Annotated in this window: 16 protein-coding genes; 10 read left to right on the top strand and 6 right to left on the bottom strand. The window is 69.4% G+C overall.

The genetic code is table 11. The annotated features are described in order from the left end of the window. Positions 1-128 precede the first annotated feature (128 nt). The gene (gene glgC, locus JO236_RS14280; RefSeq protein ID WP_293331217.1) at positions 129-1343 is read left to right on the top strand and encodes a glucose-1-phosphate adenylyltransferase; all 1215 of its coding nucleotides are present in this window, start codon (positions 129-131) and stop codon (positions 1341-1343) included. Positions 1344-1436: 93 nt separating this feature from the next. Here glgC and JO236_RS14275 read toward each other — a convergent pair whose 3' ends face one another. From JO236_RS14275 to JO236_RS14265, 3 genes are read right to left on the bottom strand one after another with little or no spacing between them, the layout of a single operon-like run. Further along, positions 1437-3077, bottom strand: coding sequence for an ABC transporter permease (locus JO236_RS14275; protein ID WP_293331214.1), 1641 nt, complete (start codon positions 3075-3077; stop codon positions 1437-1439). Then, the gene (locus tag JO236_RS14270; protein WP_293331211.1) at positions 3074-3976 is read right to left on the bottom strand and encodes an ABC transporter ATP-binding protein; all 903 of its coding nucleotides are present in this window, start codon (positions 3974-3976) and stop codon (positions 3074-3076) included. The genes JO236_RS14275 and JO236_RS14270 overlap by 4 nt, the downstream gene beginning before the upstream one ends. After that, positions 3966-4604: a TetR/AcrR family transcriptional regulator gene (locus JO236_RS14265; RefSeq protein WP_293331208.1), complete on the bottom strand. Its 639-nt coding sequence runs from the start codon at positions 4602-4604 to the stop codon at positions 3966-3968. The genes JO236_RS14270 and JO236_RS14265 overlap by 11 nt, the downstream gene beginning before the upstream one ends. A 140-nt stretch (positions 4605-4744) precedes the next feature. Here JO236_RS14265 and JO236_RS14260 point away from each other — a divergent pair, with 140 nt between their 5' ends. Then, a complete protein-coding gene (locus JO236_RS14260) occupies positions 4745-5554 on the top strand; it encodes a lysophospholipid acyltransferase family protein (RefSeq protein WP_293331205.1) in 810 nt (269 codons plus the stop codon). 1 nt (position 5555) lies between these two features. After that, positions 5556-6053, top strand: coding sequence for an SRPBCC family protein (locus JO236_RS14255; RefSeq protein WP_293331202.1), 498 nt, complete (start codon positions 5556-5558; stop codon positions 6051-6053). Here the strand turns inward: JO236_RS14255 and JO236_RS14250 are convergent. Then, entirely contained in the window at positions 5998-6666 is a 669-nt protein-coding gene (locus tag JO236_RS14250; RefSeq protein ID WP_293331199.1) for an O-methyltransferase, read from the bottom strand. The two genes, JO236_RS14255 and JO236_RS14250, sit on opposite strands and share 56 nt — an antisense overlap. A gap of 201 nt (positions 6667-6867) precedes the next feature. On the opposite strand from JO236_RS14250, the gene sigE reads away from it, so the two are divergent. Beyond that, complete coding sequence (sigE, locus tag JO236_RS14245) at positions 6868-7626, top strand: RNA polymerase sigma factor SigE (RefSeq protein ID WP_293331196.1); 759 nt, start codon at positions 6868-6870, stop codon at positions 7624-7626. A gap of 12 nt (positions 7627-7638) precedes the next feature. On the opposite strand, the gene JO236_RS14240 is transcribed toward sigE, so the two are convergent. Next, the gene (locus JO236_RS14240; RefSeq protein WP_293331192.1) at positions 7639-10281 is read right to left on the bottom strand and encodes an ATP-binding protein; all 2643 of its coding nucleotides are present in this window, start codon (positions 10279-10281) and stop codon (positions 7639-7641) included. A gap of 499 nt (positions 10282-10780) precedes the next feature. Here JO236_RS14240 and JO236_RS14235 point away from each other — a divergent pair, with 499 nt between their 5' ends. Continuing rightward, positions 10781-11077 carry a hypothetical protein gene (locus JO236_RS14235; protein WP_293331189.1) on the top strand — a complete coding sequence of 99 codons (297 nt, stop codon included), beginning with the start codon at positions 10781-10783 and terminating at the stop codon, positions 11075-11077. Between the two features lie 30 nt (positions 11078-11107). Beyond that, entirely contained in the window at positions 11108-12103 is a 996-nt protein-coding gene (locus tag JO236_RS14230; protein ID WP_293331186.1) for an MmpS family transport accessory protein, read from the top strand. Positions 12104-12136: 33 nt separating this feature from the next. Here the strand turns inward: JO236_RS14230 and JO236_RS14225 are convergent, their stop codons facing one another. After that, positions 12137-14767, bottom strand: a complete 2631-nt coding sequence (locus tag JO236_RS14225) for a helix-turn-helix transcriptional regulator (RefSeq protein ID WP_293331183.1) — start codon at positions 14765-14767, stop codon at positions 12137-12139. A 223-nt stretch (positions 14768-14990) separates the two neighbouring features. Between JO236_RS14225 and JO236_RS14220 the strand changes: the two genes are divergently transcribed. The 4 genes from JO236_RS14220 (at position 14991) to tatB (ending at position 19805) form a co-directional block, all read left to right on the top strand. Continuing rightward, positions 14991-17222 carry a PE family protein gene (locus JO236_RS14220; RefSeq protein ID WP_293331180.1) on the top strand — a complete coding sequence of 744 codons (2232 nt, stop codon included), beginning with the start codon at positions 14991-14993 and terminating at the stop codon, positions 17220-17222. Positions 17223-17352: 130 nt separating this feature from the next. Then, positions 17353-17733, top strand: coding sequence for an anti-sigma E factor RseA (rseA, locus tag JO236_RS14215; RefSeq protein WP_293331177.1), 381 nt, complete (start codon positions 17353-17355; stop codon positions 17731-17733). A 149-nt stretch (positions 17734-17882) separates the two neighbouring features. Beyond that, positions 17883-19406, top strand: a complete 1524-nt coding sequence (locus JO236_RS14210; protein ID WP_293331174.1) for a S1C family serine protease — start codon at positions 17883-17885, stop codon at positions 19404-19406. Next, positions 19407-19805, top strand: coding sequence for a Sec-independent protein translocase protein TatB (tatB, locus tag JO236_RS14205; protein WP_293331171.1), 399 nt, complete (start codon positions 19407-19409; stop codon positions 19803-19805). Positions 19806-19936 lie beyond the last annotated feature (131 nt).

Here is a 19936-nt window from a genome sequence, read left to right as displayed (position 1 = left end):
GTCGGCGCCGGTGCCACCCGCATTTCGGGCCGCGAACAGGCCAAATACCTTGACGGACAGCCCGTCAGAAACCGCCGTTTGCCGAGGATCCCCTGGCAGCGGTCCGCGGGTGCCGTTAGGTTTGAGCCATGAGGGAAGCGCCACACGTGCTCGGCATCGTTTTGGCCGGCGGTGAGGGCAAGCGGCTCTACCCACTGACGGCGGACCGGGCCAAACCCGCGGTTCCGTTCGGCGGCGCTTACCGGCTGATCGATTTCGTGCTCTCCAACCTCGTCAACGCCCGGTATCTGCGGATCTGCGTTCTAACCCAATACAAGTCGCATTCACTCGACCGCCACATCTCGCAGAACTGGCGGCTGTCCGGCCTGGCCGGCGAATACATCACCCCGGTGCCCGCGCAGCAGCGCCTGGGCCCGCGCTGGTATACCGGCTCGGCGGACGCCATTTACCAGTCGCTGAACCTGATCTACGACGAAGACCCCGACTACATAGTCGTTTTCGGCGCCGACCACGTGTATCGGATGGATCCCGAACAGATGGTCCGCTTCCACGTTGACACCGGGGCGGGTGCGACCGTCGCCGGCATTCGGGTTCCGCGTTCCGAGGCGCACGCCTTCGGGTGCATCGATTCCGACGATTCGGGCCGCATCCGCAGCTTCCTGGAGAAGCCGATGGACCCCCCGGGGACTCCGAACGACCCCAACGTGACCTTTGCCTCGATGGGCAACTACATCTTCACCACCAAGGTCCTGATCGACGCGATACGCGCCGACGCCGACGATGATCACTCGGATCACGACATGGGTGGTGACATCATTCCGCGGCTGGTGGACGACGGCATAGCGGCGGTCTACGACTTCAGCGACAACGAGGTGCCCGGTGCCACCGACCGCGACCGCGCCTACTGGCGTGACGTGGGAACGCTGGACGCCTTTTACGACGCGCACATGGATCTGGTGTCCGTCCATCCCGTGTTCAACCTGTACAACAAGCGCTGGCCGATCCTGGGCGCCTCGGAGAACCTGGCGCCGGCCAAGTTCGTCAACGGGGGCTCCGCTCAGGAGTCGGTGGTGGGGGCGGGCAGCATCATCTCTGCGGCGTCCGTGCGCAATTCGGTGTTGTCGTCCAATGTCGTGGTTGACGACGGCGCGATCGTGGAGGGCAGTGTGATCATGCCGGGCGCGCGGGTCGGCCGCGGCGCGGTGGTGCGCCACGCGATCCTGGACAAGAACGTCGTTATCGGTCCCGGTGAGATGGTCGGAGTGGATCTGGAGAAGGATCGCGAACGCTTCGCGATCAGCGCCGGCGGCGTGGTCGCGGTGGGCAAGGGCATTTGGGTGTAGCGCCCCCCGCGAGCAGACGCAAAAGCACCCATTTCGGCACGAAATGGGTGCTTTTGCGTCTGCTCGGCGGAAACGGCGGAAACCGCCGGCGCCTCAGCAGCGCACGTCTCGGCTTCGAAAAGCCATGGCTCCCAACAGGATAAGCACCGCATCGAGCCCGGTCAGCCAGAGCAGCGGCAGCGCGGTGAAGTCGCCTGCGCCGACCCGTGGAACGTGTGCGAACGGCTCCAAATCCAGGACCCACTGCGGGGATCCCGACAGCGAACCGAGCAGGTACACGGCAACGAATCCGACCAGCACGGCCCACGCCGCCGGCGTGAATCGCGGTGCTACACCGAACAATCCGAGCGTCACCGCGGCCATCAGCCAGACCGCGGGCAGTTGTGCCGCCGCCGTGCCGAGCACGGTGCTGAGCTTGCCGCCGACGTCACCGGCGGCCACACCATAGGTCAGTCCCGCCGTCGCGCCGGACAGTAGCAGCGCCAGCCCGGACCCGGCCAGCGCCATCACCAAATGGCTTGCCAGCCAACGGGTCCGCGGGAGCGCCCCGGCGAGCAGTGTCTCGGCCCGCTGCCCCGCCTCCTCCTGGTGCAGCCGCAGCGTCAGTGAGGTGGCGAAGGCCGCCGCGATCATGCCCAGCATGCCGAAGCCAACGGCGATAAAGGCTTGCTCGAGCGCGCCGGTGCCGCCGAGCCGTGCGACGATGTCACGCGCGGTGCCGCTGCTACCCAGCTCGTCGGCGATCCCGTGCGTAACGCTGCCGATCAGTAGCCCGTACAGGCACAGACCCACCGTCCACAACAGCACCGAGCCACGGTCAAGTCGCCACGCCAGCCCGACGGCGTTTCCCAGCGATGGCGACGCGCCACCGGGTCCGGCGCGTTCGGCGATCAGTCCGGCGCCGACGTCGCGGCCGGCAAGCAACCGGTAGGCCACCGCGGTGAGCGCCGCGGCGGTCGTCAGGTGCAGCAGCAACACCCACCAGTGATCGCCCGCATAGGGCCTGGCCTGCAGCGACCACCCCAGCGGGGAGAGCCAGGACAACGCGCCCGAGCCGGCATCCCCGATCGCGCGCAGCGTGAACGCCGCCCCCAGCACGCTGAAGGCGATGCCACGGGCGGTTCGCGCGCTCGGCGACAGTTGCGCGGCCACGGCGGCGACGGCCGTGAAGACCAGGCCCGAGGCGGCCAGCGCCGCGCCGAAGACCACCGACCCGGCCGCCGGGACGCTGGTGGTCAACAATCCCGCCGCGCCGATCACGCCGGTGAGGATTGACGCCGAGAATGACAACAGCAGCGCGGCAGTCAGACTGGCGTAGCGGCCGACGGCGGTCGAGTCGATCAGTTCGGCACGCCCGGTCTCCTCGTCGGCACGGGTGTGCCGGATCAACGTGAGGATGACCGCCACCGCGATGAGCACATGGAACATCCCGGCCTTCCAGATGCCGACCGCCCCGAGGCTGTCGTTGTAGACCTGGCCGTACAGGGCGCGCTGGGCCGGGCTTGCCAGGATCGAGGCGGCGAACGTCGCGCGCTCGGCCTGGGTGGGGTAGACCTTTTCGATGCTGCCGATGTACACGCTGGCCAGCGGTATCGACAGCAGCAACACCCAGAGTGGCAACACGACCCGGTCGCGGCGCAAGTACAACCGCAGCAACCCCAGCGTGCCCGCGAAATGCGGATTGTGGTGCGGTGCCGGCTGTGGTGCGGGGCGGTGCAGCGTCACGGCGGTCATATCGCTGCCTTTTCGCTGTAGTGGCGCAGGAAGAGCTCTTCCAGGGACGGCGGCTGGCTCACCAGGCTGCGGACACCGGCATCGCCGAGCACCCGGATCAGTTCGCCCAGACTCTCGCTGTCGACCTGTGCGCGCAACGTGCGGCCGTCGACGCTGACGTCCTCGACTCCCTTGATTCGAGTGATATCGCCTGGATCGCCGATCATTTCGGCCTTGATGGAAGTGCGGCTGAGGTGACGCATCGATTCCAGCGAACCGCTTTCGACCGTCTTACCCGCTTGGATGATGGTCACCCGCTCGCACAGCGCCTCGGTCTCGGCCAGGATGTGGCTGGACAACAGGACAGTGGTACCGCGATCACGCGCATCACTGACGCATTGCTGAAACACGTTTTCCATCAACGGGTCCAGCCCGCTGCTCGGTTCGTCCAGCAAGAGCAGGCTGGCCCGCGACGAGAACGCCGAAATCAGAGATACCTTCTGCCTGTTGCCTTTTGAGTAGGCACGCACCTTCTTGTGCGGGTCCAGTTCGAAGCGCTCGATCAGCTCCGTCCGCCGCGCCTGGTCGATGCCGCCGCGCATCCGGGCCAGTAGATCGATGGTCTCGCCACCGGTCAGCGACGGCCAGAGCGTGACATCGCCTGGCACGTAGGCGATTTGGCGGTGCAACTGGACGGCGTCGGCCCACGGGTCACCGCCCAGCAGTCGCGCGGTGCCGCCGTCCGCCTTTACCACACCCAGCAGGATGCGGATGGTCGTGGACTTACCGGCGCCATTCGGACCGAGGAAACCGTGCACTTCTCCTTCGCGCACGGTCAAGTCCAGACCGTCGAGCGCACGCACCGAGCCGAAGTTCTTGGTGAGCCCGCGGACATCGATCGGCGTTTGGTCAGTCGGCATGGGAATCTCCTTGATCATCGTCGGCCAGAAACGCGTCATACATAGTGCGGTCGGCCATCAGGCCCTCGGTGTACATCTCGAGGGCGGGCAGCACCATGTCGCGGGCGTAGTCGCGCAGGACCACCCGCAGATCGGTTGGGGTTTCGTGCATTTGGATGTAAAGCAGCAAGCCGCCGCCGCCGGTGATGCCCAAATACCTGGCTCTGGCGTGCGGGTCGCGGCTGGGTTTGATGGTGCCGGCTTGGACCCCCTCCTGGAGGTATTCTTCGGCGTTGTCGATCATCTTCTGCCACAACATCTTTGCCAGCTCGCCGCCGGACTGCATGCTGCGTACCAGGTAGGTCACCAGCGGCGCGTAGGCCTCGATTTCAGCCAGCTGCCCAAGCCAGGTGGCCGGATCGTTGGACTGCATCGCCTCGGACTTGCTGCTGCGGATCTCGTCGGCCACGTAGTCGTCGCACGCCTGGCGCAGACCGTCCTTGGAACCGAAGTGGTGGATGACCAACGCGGCGCTGACGCCGGCGGCCTCGGCGATGGTCCGCAGCCCAACACCGAAACCGTGCTCACCGAACTGCTCGATGGCCGCCTCGCGGATTCGGGCGGTGGCGGTCAGGTCTGCTGAACGCATGTTCAGAATACTAAACGCCCGTTCAGCCGGAGTCAAGGCGTCGATGCCGACCGGGGCCGATGACTCGACGCCAACCCCCTGGCCCACCTTGGCCGCGCGATCGACGATTAGGTGTGTCGAACGCGGTTAATCTCAACCAGATGACCAGCCCGCAGATCCCCGAGGAACTCCGCAACCGCGATCCGGAGTTCATCCGCGCGGTCCTGCCCACCCTGTGGCTGGCGTCGACGGTGTGGTTCCGCGCCGAAGTGCACGGCTTTGAAAACGTTCCGGACGAGCCGGTGCTGTTCGTGGGCAACCACAGCGGCGGGGGTGCCACCCCGGACACGTTCCTCTTCCTGCTGGCCTATAACACCTTTTTCACTGTCGAAGGCCGCCCGCTGTACGCGTTGGCGCACGACACCGTCACAAACGCACCGGTCATCGGCGGGCTGACCCGAAAGCTCGGCGTGGTTCCGGCGGACAACTCCTTTGCCGAGCACATCTTCACCAGCGGCGGCTCCGCGCTCGTCTACCCGGGCGGCGACGTCGAGGCGCTACGGCCCTGGCGTGACCGGAACAAAATCATCTTTTCGGGCCGCAAGGGCTTCCTGAAGTTGGCGCACCGCTGCAACGTCAACATCGTCCCCGTGGTTGCCACCGGCGGGCACGACACCTTCTTCGTGCTCAACGACGGCCGTCGCACCGCGCAACGGTTGCGCTTGGACAAGCTGGCCCGGGTCAAGAGCCTGCCGCTGACGCTCAGCGTCCCATGGGGTCTGCTGCCCTTCCCGCTTCCGCATTTCCCGCTACCGGCGAAGATCCGCGTGCAGGTGCTCGAGCCGGTCGATCTGCGCGCCCGGTTCGGCGATGAACCGGATTGGGACCAGGCGTACGACTACGTCAACAGCGTCATGCAGGTCGGACTGTCAAAACTGGCCAGCAGGACCGTCGTCCCGATGGTGCGGTGAGATGACCCAGAAGGTTACCGTGGCGCGGACGATCCGCTGCCCCGTCGACGACACCGCCGCCTTCATCACCGACCCGCATCGGTTGTTTCCCAAGGTGACCACGTTCAGCCGATGCCGCTTCGTCGAGGCCTGTGCGGACGGCGAACTGTGGGATGTCTACCTGGACAGCGGCACTATCCACCTCGGCGGACGGGTGCTGATCACCTCTTCCGACGGCAGGCGCGTGACGTGGGAATCGGTGCGGGGAACCCGGCACTCCTTCGAGGCCCTCGTCGAGCCCGACGGCGAAGGCAGCAGTCTCACAATGACTTTGACGTTTTCGGCCAGCGGATTGGGCTTCGCCCGGCTCAGCGAGATCGTCGGGCGCGGCTTGGTCAGCCGCAACCTGCACGCCGCGGCCGAGGAGATCCGCCATTACCTCGAGTTTGAGAGAGAGCCGCGAACTAATCCCGGACGGCGGCGAGGAGGCCGTCGCCGAGCGGGACCAAAGCCGGGGTGAGCCGCTCGTCCTCGGCGATGAGCCGGGCCGCTTCGCGGACGGCGGTCACCTCGGTGTCGCGCGCCGACGGATCGCCGGCGCGTCCGCCCAGCGCCGCCCGATGCACCACGATGACACCGCCGGAACGCAGCAGCCGCACGCCTTCCACGACGTAATCCGGCTGGTCGATGGGGTCGGCGTCGATGAACACCAGGTCATAGGAATCATCGGCGAGCCGGGTCAGCACCTCCTGGGCGCGGCCGCTGATCAGCCGGGTCCGCGACTGTCCGATGCCCGCCTCGGTGAAGGCCTCCTTGGCCAGCCGCAGATATTCGGGCTCGATGTCGATCGTGGTCAAGACGCCGTCGTCGCTCATGCCGGACAGCAACCAGAGCCCACTGACCCCCACGCCGGTGCCCACCTCGGCGACGGCCTTACCACCGCTGAGCTTGGCCAGCAGACTCAGCAGCGCACCGACCGCCGGCGTCACCGCGCCGGCGCCGATGTCGGTGGCCCGCTCGCGGGCGCCAGCCAGGACCGCGTCCTCTGATATCGATCCCTCGGCGTGCGCGGAAAGGGACTCGGCTCGACTGGGCGCCGCCTGGCCGGAACTGTTGTCGGTGCCGTCGTCCATGTCCGCAGCGTATTTCATTTATGGGTGGCGCTCGGCAGGCGCGCCTGAGACCGGCCGTTGCGACACGCCCAAAGCCTGTAGAGCGACGAAGGTCACCGCGCGAGTCATATCCGCTGGAAAACGCAGGTAACGAAATGGTTTCTCAGGCAAACCTCAGTATGTTCCTATATCGCACATACGCGGGTACGCGACGGTAACCGTATGGAACGCGGAGGGCAGTGGGCGGGGAATACAAGTTGGCGACTTCGTGTTGCGGCTGACGAATTGCGCGAACTGCCCAAGCTTGACGGCAGGTCATATCCGGAGGAACCAATAATCACCACGTTGAGCCCGACCACCATGTCGCATCCCAAGGAGTGGAACGACGACGAGTGGGTGGAACCGTCCGAAACGTTGTCTGGCACGGCGGTGTTCGACGCGACCGGAGACAAGGCGGCCATGCCGTCCTGGGATGAGTTGGTGCGGCAGCACGCCGACCGGGTGTATCGGCTGGCCTATCGGTTGTCGGGCAACCAGCAGGACGCCGAGGACCTGACCCAGGAGACCTTCATCAGGGTGTTCCGGTCCGTCCAGAACTACCAGCCCGGAACTTTCGAGGGCTGGCTGCACCGCATCACCACCAACCTGTTCCTGGACATGGTCCGCCGGCGGGCGCGCATCCGGATGGAGGCACTCCCCGAGGATTACGACCGGGTGCCGGCCGACGAGCCCGACCCCGAGCAGATCTACCACGACTCGCGGCTGGGTCCCGACCTGCAGGCGGCCCTGGATTCGCTGCCGCCGGAATTCCGCGCGGCGGTGGTGCTCTGCGACATCGAGGGCCTGTCCTACGAGGAGATCGGCGCCACGCTGGGCGTGAAGCTGGGCACCGTGCGCAGCCGGATCCACCGGGGGCGTCAGGCGCTCCGCGATTACCTGGCCGCGCACCCCGAGGCAGGCATCCACGCCAAGTCGGCCTAGCGATCCGGCAGACTAACCGTCCCGATCTGGGTTACCGGGCAGGTGGGTTCGCCCCGCGCGCGCCGCGGCCTGGGTGCGGTTGTCGACGCCAAGCTTGGCCAGGACCGCCTCGACGTGGTGGCCGACGGTCTTGGGGCTGATGGACAGTTCGGTGGCGATGTCGGCGTCGCTGTGGCCGGCGGCGATCAGGGTGAGGACTTCGCGTTCGCGGCGGCTCAGTCCGTCGGGGTCGGCGTGGATGTCGGCGCGGCGGGTGCGCGGGGTGGGGCCGCGCATCCCGGTGAGACGTTGTTTGGCCCGGCGGGCCGCGGCGGTGGCGCCGAGGTCGCGGAACGTGGCCAGCGCCGACTCCACCGCGGCGGCGTCGCCGCCGAGTCGGGCGATGGCCGCCTCGTAGGGGCAGCCGCGGCGCAGCCATTCGGCCGCGGCGCCCGCCCAGTCGCCGCTCGCCTCCAGCTGGAACGGGTTGGTCGGGTCGTCGACGGCGAGGGGCTCTTCCGTGCCTCCGGGCAAGCGCGCCCAGCGCTGCAGCGAGCCAGTCAGCCAGGGATTCCTGTCGGTGCCGATGGTGGCCAGCGCGTCGCGTGCCTCGGTGCGGGCGGTGTGGTCGTCGCCGGCCAGCCAGGCGGCCTCGGCGCGCGCGGCCCAGACCGGGAAAAGCCGCGACTGATCCAACTCCGAGCTGCCCGAGACCTGATCAGCCAGCGCGGAGATCGGTGGCTCGCCGCGGCGCGCGCGGATCAGGGTCAGCGCGCGTCTGGGCGCGATCCGATGCAGCGCCGGCAGGCCGGGGCGGGTGAGCACGTCCTCGGCACACGCGCGGGCATTTTCCCAGTTGCCTCGATGCAGGCCGACCACGGCGGTGATGCCGACGACGAAGGCCTCGAACATGAACAGGTTATGGTCGCGGCAGTAGGCGAGGGTGTCCGCGATGAAGTGATCGGCCCGATCGAGGTCGTAGTGCAGCGCCGCGGCGGCGCATATGTCGGCCCCTAGTTTGCCGGCGTCTTCGCCGCGGCTGTCGGTGGCCATCGCCTGCCGCCACGCCGCTTCCAGCTCGTCCCACCCGCTGTTGGTGCGCAGCACGCGGGCCAACGCGGCTGCCCCGCGCGCCCGGATGACGACCGCGTCATCACCCAGCTGTGCGCCCACGGTGATCGCGCGGGCCGCGTAGTCGGGGACGGCCGGATCCCAACCGAGAACGCTGAAGTCGGCCATGTGCATCAGCGAGCGGGCCAGCTGCGGACATGGACCGGCGTCTTCTACCAGCCGCAGCGACGCCAGCCCCGCGTCGGCGGCCTCACTGACGCGGTTCAGCAAGATCAGCTCATGCGAGAGCCAGCGCAAGTCGTCGCTTTCCGTGAGTCGGTCGCCCAAAGCGCGGCGCAGCGTGATCGCCTCACGCCACGAGGACACGCCACCGAGGCCGCTGAGGTATCCGGCCAACGCGTGTTGTTCGAGCCAGACCACCTTCTGTTCGGTGGGGGCGGTGCCGGCGTGGCGCAGCACCAGCGCGTAGAGGTCGGCGGCTTGGCGGTGCGCCCCCAAGGCGGCCGCCCGCCGGGCCGCGGCGATCCCGTACCGCACCGCGGCCTGCCGCTCTCCGGCCAGGTCGGCGTGAAACGCCAACGCCGCCAACGTGTTCGGATCGACCGGCGATTCGGCCAGCGCCTCCAGCGCGCGGGTATGTAAGACCTTGCGCTGGTAGTCGTCGATGCGGTCCAGCGTCGCGCGCCGGGCCAGCTCGTGGCGGAACCCGATCGCCTCGCGGTCGGCGACCAGCACCCCGGCATCCAGGCATTCGGCCAGCCCCGCACCCGCCGCCGGACATACCTGTCCCACCAGCGCGGGGTCGGCGTGCGGTCCGCAGACCGCCGCCGCCTGCGCGGTCTGCCGCCCGACTGCCGACAGTCGAGCCAGCCGTCCCCATACCGCCTCGGAAACACTGCGGGGCAACGCGTTCCGGTCCAGGTCAGCCGCCCCGGCGGCCAGCACCTCGGTGACAAAAAACGGGTTTCCGCCGGTAAGCTCGTGCAACCGGTCGGCGTTGAGGCCGCTGCCGGCTGCCAGCGCCGCCACCGCGTCGCGGGTGAGCGGCGCCAACCCGATGCGGCACACCGCCGCACACGTCGCCACGTCGCCCAGCACCACCGAGAGTGGGTGCTGGGCGTCGAGCTCGTCGTCGCGATACGAGACCACCAGCAGCAGCGGCAGCGACGCGATGCGCCGTGCCAAAAAGCGCACCAGATCCAGGGTGGCCCCGTCGGCCCAATGGGCGTCTTCGATCACCCACACCCAGCGGTGCCCGTCACGCAGCACCGCCAACAGCCGCCGATACAGCGCCGCGGTGTCACCGGCGTCGATCGCCGCTCCCAGCGCGCGGGCCGCCTCGGGGCCGAACCCGGCCAGCGCGTCGAGCAGCGGGCCCAATGGCTGCGGCGCCGCCAGCGGGTCACACCCGCCGGCCAGCATCCGCACCGCCGGATCCAGGCCCCGGCAAAAACCGGTGATCACCGCGGTCTTGCCCACCCCGGCCTCCCCGCGCAGCAACACCACCTGGCCGGCACCGCGGCGCAGCGCGCGCGCGAGCGCACCCAGCTGGGCCAGCACGGCCTCGCGCTCGAGCAAACGCTGCGCCGGACGGCCGGTTTTCACGGCGCGGTCCCGCCGGCGCACGCCAGCCAGCGAGCGCCCCGACCAGGCCGCTGGGGAGAATCCTGGGCCGCAGCAACCACACATCCGGACATGATGCGGATTCACTGTAGCTGCGCCGCGGCGGCTGAGCACGCCCATCGGGCGCACCACCCGCCCCGTGCCACGGCGCACCCCGTGCAACAGTCCACGCAACTCGGCCAGCACCGCCTCGCGCTCCAGCCAAGCGCTCCGCTGGAGTCGGACCCAATGAAGTGGTCGTCATCTCGGATGCTTCAGAAAATAGGGAAAATTCCCCATCAACCCCGCCCGGCCGCCGGCGCACACTTCATAGCGAGCGCCCCGGGAGGCCACCCGAACAAAGCCGGGGCCACAGTAACCGCACATCCGGACATGATGCGGATTCACTGGAGCGCCGACGGCCCCCCGGGCGCGCCCAATACGGACCGTCGCCGCTGAGTCGCGAAAGGGGGCGGAGGCGATGCATCGAAAGGACCCGACCATGAACACGGGGCGCATTTTGAAGCGGATCGCTGTCGGGGCAGTGCTGTCGGCCGGCATCGCGGGGGCCGGTATGGGGCTGTCCGCGGGCACCGCCCAAGCCGTCGGCGGTCCGCTGCAGTGGTGTCCAGGACAACCGTTGCCAGGAGGCGGCGTGACATGGGATATGACGGTCTGCCACACCTACTACTACGTGATGACCGGGCAGGGGAATTCTGGTTCCCCGTATATCTGGGACGGGCCGAATCCCCCGGGATATCAACCGCCACCGAACATGCCGCCGTTATGGGTTCCGTGAGCCGCGCGATATTTTCAGAGGGAATCTTCGATGACGGACTGGGGTGACCCCGAGCGACGCATCGCCGAACTCGAACGTCGGCGGCCCGGCGGGAAGCCAGTCGACGGCGCTGACCCGGCGTTCACATTCGACGCCTCGCGAGGACACGGCCGTACTCATGCCCCGGACGAGACGGAGCGCGGTGACAACCGCGTGTGGATCTTCTTTGGACTGGTGTTTGTCCTACCCATCGCTGCCGTCGTCTGCCTATGTGTCACAACAGGATTGGTCACCCTGAATCCGTCGAGCGCGTTGTGGATGAGCGGGATCGTGTGCGGCGGCGGGTATCACCTTGCCAACGACAACAAGCACTACGACACGCCTTCGGGCGGCTCGGGGATCACGATGAGCTTCCGATGTGTCAGCGGGAACAACTCGTATCACGCCAACGATTTTGCGATCTTCGGGCTGCAGTTCTTGCTCGTCGGGCTAGTGTTGTGCGCCGCCGTGGCGGTCGGTGTCCTGATGTGGCGGCTGTTGCCCAAGCGCGCGACCGAGCGCCGCCGACGCCGCCCGGCGAGGGCGGCGCTGATCGCCGCTATCGTCACGATGCTGCCTGCCATCGGGATCATCGGCTACGTCCTATCCCGCGCGTCGCCGCCCACCACCGGGGTGCCATTATCCCCGTCGGCGACCACGACTGCGCTGGTCGCATCCCAGCCGGCGCCGCCAGTGGCGGCACCGGTCATGCCAACCACAACGCCCGCCGGTCCCGTTCAAATCACGTATTCAGTGACCGGTATCAAGGCGCCTGCCGACAGCATCATGGTCACGTACGTGGACGCGTCGGGCCGACTGCGTACCCAGCCCGACGCCGACATCCCGTGGACGCTGACCCTGGCCCCCACCTCGCCGAGCGCCGTCCGGTCGGTGCAAGCTTCCAGCTTGCTTGGGGATAGCCAGTTGAACTGCACGATCACCACAAGCGACGGCCGGGTGGTTAGTTCCAGTAATCGCAACGACCCGCGGGTGAGCTGCTGGGGCTGATCCCCCCGGGGGTCGTGCCGCACAGGGATGTTCTCAGCCAAGCGAGGCGCCGATCTGGCGTTGCCGGCTAGCGGCGGCCGCTTGGGTGCGGTTGTCGACCCCGAGTTTCGTCAGGATCGATTCCACGTGGTGACCAACGGTTTTCGGGCTGATGGAGAGCTTTGTGGCGATGTCGGCGTCGCTGTGGCCGGCCGCGATCAGGATGAGCACTTCGCGTTCGCGGCGGCTCAGCCCGTCGGGGTCGGCGTGGATGTCGGTGCGGCGGGTGCGGGGGGTACGCCCGCGCAGCGCGGTGAGGCGTTGCCGGGCACGGCGGCCCGCGGCCGTGGCACCGAGGCGGCGGAACGTGGCCAGCGCGGATTCCACCGCGGCAACGTCGCCGTCGAGCTGCGCGATGGCCGCGTCGTAGGGACAGCCGCGGCGCGTCCATTCGGCGGCGGCGCCTTGCCAGTCGCCGCTGACCTCCAACTCGAAGGGCGTGCTCAGCTTTCGATCGTCGGCGGCTTCACCGCCCGCCAACCGCAGCCAGCGACAAAGGGATCCGACCAGCCAGGGGTTGGCGTGCTCGGGAGCCGTCGCCAGACCCGCCTGCGCCTCCGCGCGGGCCGCATGGTCATCGCCGCCCAGCCAGGCCGCCTCGGCGCGTGCGGGCCACACCGGTCCCAGGCGGAAAAAGTCGTCGCGTTCGGCGGTGCCCAGGGCTTCATCCAGGAGCGCGGACGCCGGGCCCCGGCCGCGCCGGGCGTGGATCAATCCCAGGGTGGTCAACGGCAAAAGTCGATGCAGCGCAACCATCGCGGGTCGGGAGAGGACGTCCTCGGCGCAGGTTGCGGCGCGGGCCCAATCACCCCGGTGCAACGCGACAAACGTTGCCGCGGACACCGCGAGCGGCTCGAACGTTGCCAAATCGTGTTCGGCGCAAAACGCCGTCGTTTCAGCGATGTAGCGTTCGGCGCGATCAACCTCGTAGTGCAGCGCCGCCTGCCAGCACAAGCCCATACCTATCAGCCCCGCGAGTTCGGCAAGCTCCGCGCCGCCCATCGCCCGCCGCCACGCCGCTTCGAGCTCTTCCCACCCCGCGCCCGTGCGCAGCAGACTGAACAGGGCTGCATAGAAGTTGGCCTTGATCACGACGCCCCGCAAATCCAGTTGTTCGCCCAGGGTGATCGCGCGGGTCGCGTACTCAACGCAGGTCGGGTCGTCTTTCATCATGGAAAGCTCGGCCATGTGTGCCAGCGACGCGGCGAGCTGCGGGGTGGGCCCGCATTGCTCCAGCAGCCGCAGCGAGGCCTGACCTGCCTTCCTGGCTTCGGAAGCGCGGCTCAACACGTGCGACAGGCGGCGCAGATCGTCGCCCTCGCCCAGCTGATCCCCGAGCTGGTGGCGAAGCGCGATCGCGTCCCGATACGAGCGCACGCACGCCTGCACGCGACCGCCCAGGTAACTGGCCTGCGCATGCTGTTCGATCCAGACGACCTTCTGTTCGGCGGGGGCGGTGGCGGCGTGGCGCAGCACCAGCGCGTAGAGGTCGGCGGCCTGGCGGTGTGCACCCAGTCCGGCGGCGCGCTGCGCGGCGCCGGTCCCGTAGCGAACCGCGGCGTCATCGTCACCGGCTTGGTCAGCATGAAAGGCCAACGGCGCCAGCGTGTTCGGGTCGATCGGTGGTTGGGCAAGCGCGCACAGCGCGCGAGAATGCAACGTCTTGCGCTGGTAGTCATCGATGCGGTCCAGCGTGGCGCGCCGGGCCAGCTCGTGACGAAACCGAACCGCTTCCCCCTCGGCAAGCAGCATTCCCGCGTCCAGGCATTCGGACAGGCTCGCGCCGGCCGCCGGACACAGCCGACGCACCAGGGCCACGTCGGCCCGCGGTCCGCAGACCGCCACCGCCTGGGCGGTCTCCCGCGCGCCCGCGGACAGGCGGGCCAGCCGGCCCCACACCGCCTCGGAAACGCTGCGCGGCAACGCATTCCGATCCAGCGCAGCAGCGCCAGCGGCCAGCACTTCGGTGACGAAGAACGGGTTTCCACCGGTGAGCTCGTGTAGCTGGTCGGCGTTGAGCCCGCTGCCCGCGGCCAACACCGCCACTGCGGCACGGGTGAGCGGCTCCAACCCGATGCGGCTCACCGCCGTGCAGGTCGCCACGTCGCCGAGCGCGATCGCGAGCGGATGCGCCGCGTCCAGCTCGTCGTCGCGATAGGACACCGCCAGCAGCAGCGGAAGCGACGCGATGCGCCGGGCCAGGAAGCGCACGAGATCCAGGGTCGCCCCGTCGGCCCAGTGGGCGTCCTCGATCACCCACACCCAACGGTGCCCGTCGCGCAGCGTTGCCAGCAGCCTCCGGTACAGAGCGGTGGTGTCACCGGCATCGATCGCCTCACCCAGCGCCCCGGCCGCCGCGGGGCCCAACCCGGCCAGCGCGTCGAGCAGCGGACCCAGCGGCCGCGGCGCCGCCAGTGGGTCGCACCCGCCCCACAACACCGACACCGTGTGATCGAGCCCGGCGGTGAACCCGGTGATCGCAGCGGTCTTGCCGATCCCGGCCTCGCCCCGCAGCAACACCACCCGGCCGGCGCCGCGGCGCACCCCCCGCGCCAGCGCGGCCAGCTCGGCCAGCACGGCCTCGCGCTCGAGCAAGCGCTCCGCCGGACGCCCAACAGCGTTCACGGCGCCGTCCAAGATCGGCGCCGTGAAAAATGGGGAAAATTCCCCATCAACCGGACCGACCTGCCGGCGCACGCTACATAGCGAGCGGCCTGGGAGGCCGACCGGTACAACTGACGGGCCACGGCAACCGCACCTCCGGACATGATGCGGATTAACTGTAGCTCCGATGGCCCCCGGGCGCGCCCGACGCGTAGTGCCGAGCTGCCGTCCGTGGAGGTGCGAAATGTCGTTTGTCGTTGCAGCACCGGAGCTATTGGCGGCCGCGTCGCAGGAGCTGACCGGAATCGGGTCGACGCTGCGGCAGGCCAACGCGGCGGCGTCCGGGCGGACGACCCAGGTGGCGGCCGCCGCCGAAGATGAGGTGTCGGTTGCCGTTTCGGACCTGTTCGGGGGTTATGCGTGGGAATTTCAGGCGTTGAGTGCGCAGGCAATGGCGTTTCACGACGATTTCGTGCAGGCGTTAGCGGGGGCAGCAGGCGCATATGGGGTGACCGAGGCCGCGAATGCCAATCCCCTGCAGACCCTCCAGGACGACGTCTTGGCGGTGATCAACGCGCCCACCGAGACATTGTTCAACCGCGCCCTGATCGGTGACGGAGCCAACGGCGCGCCGGGAACCGGGCAGGCCGGCGGGCCGGGCGGGTTTCTGTGGGGTGATGGCGGCGACGGTGGGTCGGGGGCGCCCGGACAGGCCGGCGGCGCCGGTGGGCCGGCAGGCCTGTTCGGCACCGGCGGGACGGGAGGTGCCGGCGGGAACGCGATGGTAGCCGGGGGGACCGGTGGCACCGGCGGGCCGGGCGGTGCCGGTGGGCTGCTGGCCGGCTTCGGCGGCGGTGGCGGTGCTGGCGGCAGCGGCGGTTCGGGTGTCAGCGTCGGCACGGTCGGCGGTAACGGCGGGGCCGGCGGTGCCGGCGGGCCGGGCCTGGCACCGCTGGGGTGGGGCGGCGGTCAGGGCGGAGCCGGCGGTGTGGGCGGTACCGGCAGTGTCGGCGCGTCGGGCAACGCCTTCCTGGGTGGACCCGGGCATACCGGTAGTGGCGGCGGGGTGGGCGGCCCTGGCGGGGCGGGCGGGGCAAGTACGGGGATTTTGGGTCACGGCGGGGCCGGCGGGATCGGCGGCGCCGGCGGGATGGGCGGCAAGGGCGGCGACGGTGCCACCTCGATCATCGGCGGCGACGGCAGCGTCGGAGGCACCGGGGGTACGGGCGGTGACGCGGGCCCGGGTGGCCCGGGTGGTTCCGGCGGATTATTCGGGTCGCCGGGTGCCAACGCCCCGTTTGGGATCGGAGGTACCGGTGGGACCGGCGGGATGGGCAGCGATGGCACCGCCGGTTCGACTCAAGGCGCTCCCGGCCACACCGGCGGCGCGGGGGGCGCCGGCGGCCAGGGTGGAAATGCGGGTGCCGGTGGAACCAACGGGACCGGTGGAAACGGCGAGGCAGGCGGCAAAGGCGGCGACGGCTACAGCTACACCACCAGCTTTTTCAGCGGCCTGAACGGCGGCTTCGGCGGGCAGGGCGGCGCCGGCGGGGACGCCGGCGCGGCGGGAATCGGCAGCGGCAATGCCGGTCTCGGGGGAACGGGGGGCACCGGCGGCCAGGGCGGCGCGGGCGGCCGAGGTGACGTCGGCGCCTTCGGCGCCGGCACGAACCAGAGCGTCGGCGGTTTCGGCGGCGACGGCGGCACGGGCGGCCAGGGCGGGGCTGGTGGCGGCACGCCGCACGGCGGCACCAACGGCGACGGCGGCCAGGGCGGCGCCGGCGGCTTCGGCGGGTGGGGCGGTGGAAATTCCACGTCAGCGTCTTCGCTCAACGCCGTAGCCGGCGGCGGCGGGGGCGGCGGCGGAGCCGGGGGCACCGGCGGCAACAGCGGCACCGGGGTCGGCACCGGTGGCACCGGCGGTCGGGGCGGTGCCGGCGGTATCGGCGGGAACGGCGGGAACGGCACCACCACGGGCCTCGGAGCTGCCACCGGCGACGGAGGCTTCGGCGGCGGTGGCGGCGGCGGCGCGGGCGGTGCCGGTAATGCCGGCGGGAGTGGCGGCGCGGGCGGAGGCGGCGGCGCCGGCGGCTTCGCCTCGGCGTCGGCGGCTATCGGCGGCGGCGGTGGCGGCGGCGGTGGTGGCGGCGACACCACCACCATCAGCGGCGACGGCGGCGACGGCGGGGGCGCCCAGAGTCCGACCGCCACGCATGGGGGCGGCTTCGGCGGCAGTGCCAGCGCCGTCGGTGTGGGCGGCGGCGGCGGGGGTGGCGCGATCGCCGGCACCGTTTCCGCCGACGGCGACGGCGTTTCCGGCGGCGACGGGTTCTCCGGCGGGGCGGGCGGCGCGGGCGCCAGCGGCAATGTCGCTCATAACCGGGGCGGTTCCGGCGGCCCGGCCAATGGTGGCGGCGGCGGGGGCCTGGGCAACAACGGCACCCTCGGCAACGGCCTCACCGGCCAGAGTTCCTAGCGCGGTCATCCGGCGGCAACCGCCGCCGACACGTCTGCGTCTAATTCATTGGTTTGCGCCCGCAGACGGCCTATCGGGCGCCGCATCGCGCTACATTCGAAACATAAGCGTGCAATGAGAGGATCGGGTGATGGGCGACCGAGGCGAGGTGTTTCGTCGCGCGTTCTCCTGGCTGCCCGCACAGTTTGCCTCTCAGAGCGACGAGCCGGTCGGCGCGCCGCGCCGGTTTGGTTCCACCGAGCACCTGTCCATCGAGGCCATCGCGGCGTTCGTCGACGGCGAGTTGCGGATGAACGCCCATTTGCGCGCCGCCCACCACCTTTCGCTGTGCCCGCAATGCGCGGCGGAAGTCGAGGACCACAGCCGCGCCCGTGCCGCGCTGCGCGACTCCCACCCGATCCGGATCCCCAGCACGCTGTTGGGAATGCTTTCCGAGATTCCGCACTATCCACCGGAGGACAAGGAGCCTTACGCCGACCGCGACGGGCGTGACCAGCCTAAGCGCCGTTAGTTGGGGCCCAGGACCGCGTCGGCGCGTCGGCCTCATGCCGACCCGCCAGCGACCATGGATACTAGGGTGGACGCGGACAACCTGGACAAACCCGTCGGTCGCACGTCGCCCGGTGCCGGGCCAGCAGAACTGGAAGCAGAAGGGGACCCGTGACCTCCGACCAAGGCAATAACAGCGGCCAGGATCCGGGCTCCAGAGGTCCCCGGCTGGCGCCGCGCCCCATCTCCCGGCCACCGGTCGACGCCGCATCGCGTCAGGCGTTCGGGCGTCCCGCCGGGGTCCGGGGATCGTTCTTGGCCGAGCGCGTGCGCCCGCGAAGGTTCCGGGACGAGTCCGAGTTCCGGCCGCACGAGCAACCGGCCGACCCGGTACTGGAGGAGGCCTTCGGCCGTCCTGTCGGCGGCACCGAGTCGCTGCAGCGCCACCCGATCGATGCCAGCGCGCTGGCTGCGGAGAAAGAGGGGGTCCAGCCCGACGAGCCGGACGATCCCTGGCGCGACCCCGCGGCCGCGGCCGCCCTGGGCACCCCGGCCGTAGCGGCCCCGGTGCCGCACACCGCGCTGGGCCGCAGCGGCAAGCTCGGCGTGCGTGACGTGCTCTTCGGCGGCAAGGTGTCCTACTTCGCCCTGGTCGTACTGCTGCTGATCGCGCTGGCGATCGGCGCGCTCGGCGGCGTGATCGGCCGCAAGACCGCCGAAGTCGTCGAAGCGTTCACCACCTCAAAGGTGACGTTGTCGACCAACAACAACACCGAGGGGCCCGCGGGCCGGTTCGCGAAGGTGGCGGCGGCGACGGCCGACTCCGTGGTCACTATCGAGACCAAGAGTGACCAGGAGGGTATGCAGGGTTCCGGCGTCATCATCGACCCGCGCGGCTACATCGTCACCAACAACCACGTGATCTCCGAGGCGGCCAACAACCCCAGCCAGTTCAAGACGACGGTGGTGTTCAACGACGGCAAGGAAGTGCCCGCCAGCCTGGTGGGTCGCGACCCAAAGACCGACCTGGCCGTGCTCAAGGTCGACAACGTCGACAACCTGACCGTGGCCAAGCTGGGAGATTCGGACAAGATCCGGGTGGGCGACGAGGTCTTGGCGGCCGGCGCGCCGCTGGGCCTGCGCAGCACCGTGACGCACGGCATCGTCAGCGCGCTGCACCGGCCGGTCCCGCTGTCCGGAGAGGGTTCCGACACCGACACCGTCATCGACGCCATCCAGACCGACGCCTCGATCAACCACGGCAACTCCGGCGGCCCGCTGATCGACATGGATTCCCAGGTGATCGGCATCAACACGGCCGGAAAGTCGTTGTCGGACAGTGCAAGTGGGTTGGGCTTCGCGATACCGGTCAACGAGATGAAGCTGGTCGCGCAGATTTTGATCAGGGACGGAAAGATCACGCACCCGACCCTGGGCATCAGCACCCGGTCCGTGAGCAACGCGATCGCGGCCGGTGCCCAGGTGGCCAACGTGAAGGCGGGAAGTCCCGCGCAGAAGGGTGGAATCCTGGAAAACGACGTGATCGTCAAGGTCGGCAGCCGCAAGGTGGCCGACTCCGACGAGTTCGTCGTGGCCGTGCGGCAGCTGACCGTCGGTCAGGACGCCCCGATAGAAGTGGTCCGCGACGGTCGGCACGTCACGCTGACGGTGAGACCGGACGCAGATACCAGCTAGATGTTTACCAACCTGAGCTGGGAACACATCCTGGTCCTCGTGGTAGTCGGCCTGGTGATCCTTGGCCCGGAGCGGCTTCCCGGTGCCATTCGGTGGTCGTCGAACGCGCTGCGGCAAGCGCGCGACTACCTCAGCGGCGTGACCAGCCAGCTGCGCGAGGACATGGGACCCGAATTCGACGACCTGCGCGGGCAATTGAGCGAGCTACAGAAGCTACGCGGGATAACACCGCGGGCGGCGCTCACCAAACATCTGCTCGACGGCGACGACTCGTTCCTCACCGGGAACTTCGACAAGCCGGCCAACGGGGCGACCGCGACGCCTACGCCTGCGCCGCGGGCCGCTCAGGTTGAGCGGCCCGCCGAAGGCCCGGTGCCCTTCGACACCGACGCGACGTAGGGCCGACTCTGTCGAGAGCTGGGCCCAGCCCTCCTCGGGCGTCGTGGGTGATGACGAAGCCCTTCGGCGAGCGTGAACTGGGGGCGAAAATCTGGCCGGATTTTCGCCCCCAGTTCACGCTCGGCGCGCCC

Origin of the sequence: Mycobacterium sp. (assembly GCF_019247635.1) — a bacterium.
In the GTDB taxonomy this organism is placed as follows: domain Bacteria; phylum Actinomycetota; class Actinomycetes; order Mycobacteriales; family Mycobacteriaceae; genus Mycobacterium.
Note: the sequence above shows the minus strand (reverse complement) of the source record. Positions and strands in the feature narration are given on the sequence as shown.

What these genes read in the sequence shown, in the direction of transcription:
- sigE (WP_293331196.1), top strand. Translation starts at nt 6,868, where the DNA reads ATGGAACGCGGAGGGCAGTGGGCGGGGAATACAAGTTGGCGACTTCGT.
- JO236_RS14275 (WP_293331214.1), bottom strand. Translation starts at nt 3,077, where the DNA reads ATGACCGCCGTGACGCTGCACCGCCCCGCACCACAGCCGGCACCGCAC.
- glgC (WP_293331217.1), top strand. Translation starts at nt 129, where the DNA reads ATGAGGGAAGCGCCACACGTGCTCGGCATCGTTTTGGCCGGCGGTGAG.
- JO236_RS14230 (WP_293331186.1), top strand. Translation starts at nt 11,108, where the DNA reads ATGACGGACTGGGGTGACCCCGAGCGACGCATCGCCGAACTCGAACGT.
- tatB (WP_293331171.1), top strand. Translation starts at nt 19,407, where the DNA reads ATGTTTACCAACCTGAGCTGGGAACACATCCTGGTCCTCGTGGTAGTC.
- JO236_RS14265 (WP_293331208.1), bottom strand. Translation starts at nt 4,604, where the DNA reads ATGCGTTCAGCAGACCTGACCGCCACCGCCCGAATCCGCGAGGCGGCC.
- JO236_RS14235 (WP_293331189.1), top strand. Translation starts at nt 10,781, where the DNA reads ATGAACACGGGGCGCATTTTGAAGCGGATCGCTGTCGGGGCAGTGCTG.
- JO236_RS14255 (WP_293331202.1), top strand. Translation starts at nt 5,556, where the DNA reads ATGACCCAGAAGGTTACCGTGGCGCGGACGATCCGCTGCCCCGTCGAC.
- JO236_RS14250 (WP_293331199.1), bottom strand. Translation starts at nt 6,666, where the DNA reads ATGGACGACGGCACCGACAACAGTTCCGGCCAGGCGGCGCCCAGTCGA.
- JO236_RS14270 (WP_293331211.1), bottom strand. Translation starts at nt 3,976, where the DNA reads ATGCCGACTGACCAAACGCCGATCGATGTCCGCGGGCTCACCAAGAAC.
- JO236_RS14260 (WP_293331205.1), top strand. Translation starts at nt 4,745, where the DNA reads ATGACCAGCCCGCAGATCCCCGAGGAACTCCGCAACCGCGATCCGGAG.
- rseA (WP_293331177.1), top strand. Translation starts at nt 17,353, where the DNA reads ATGGGCGACCGAGGCGAGGTGTTTCGTCGCGCGTTCTCCTGGCTGCCC.
- JO236_RS14220 (WP_293331180.1), top strand. Translation starts at nt 14,991, where the DNA reads ATGTCGTTTGTCGTTGCAGCACCGGAGCTATTGGCGGCCGCGTCGCAG.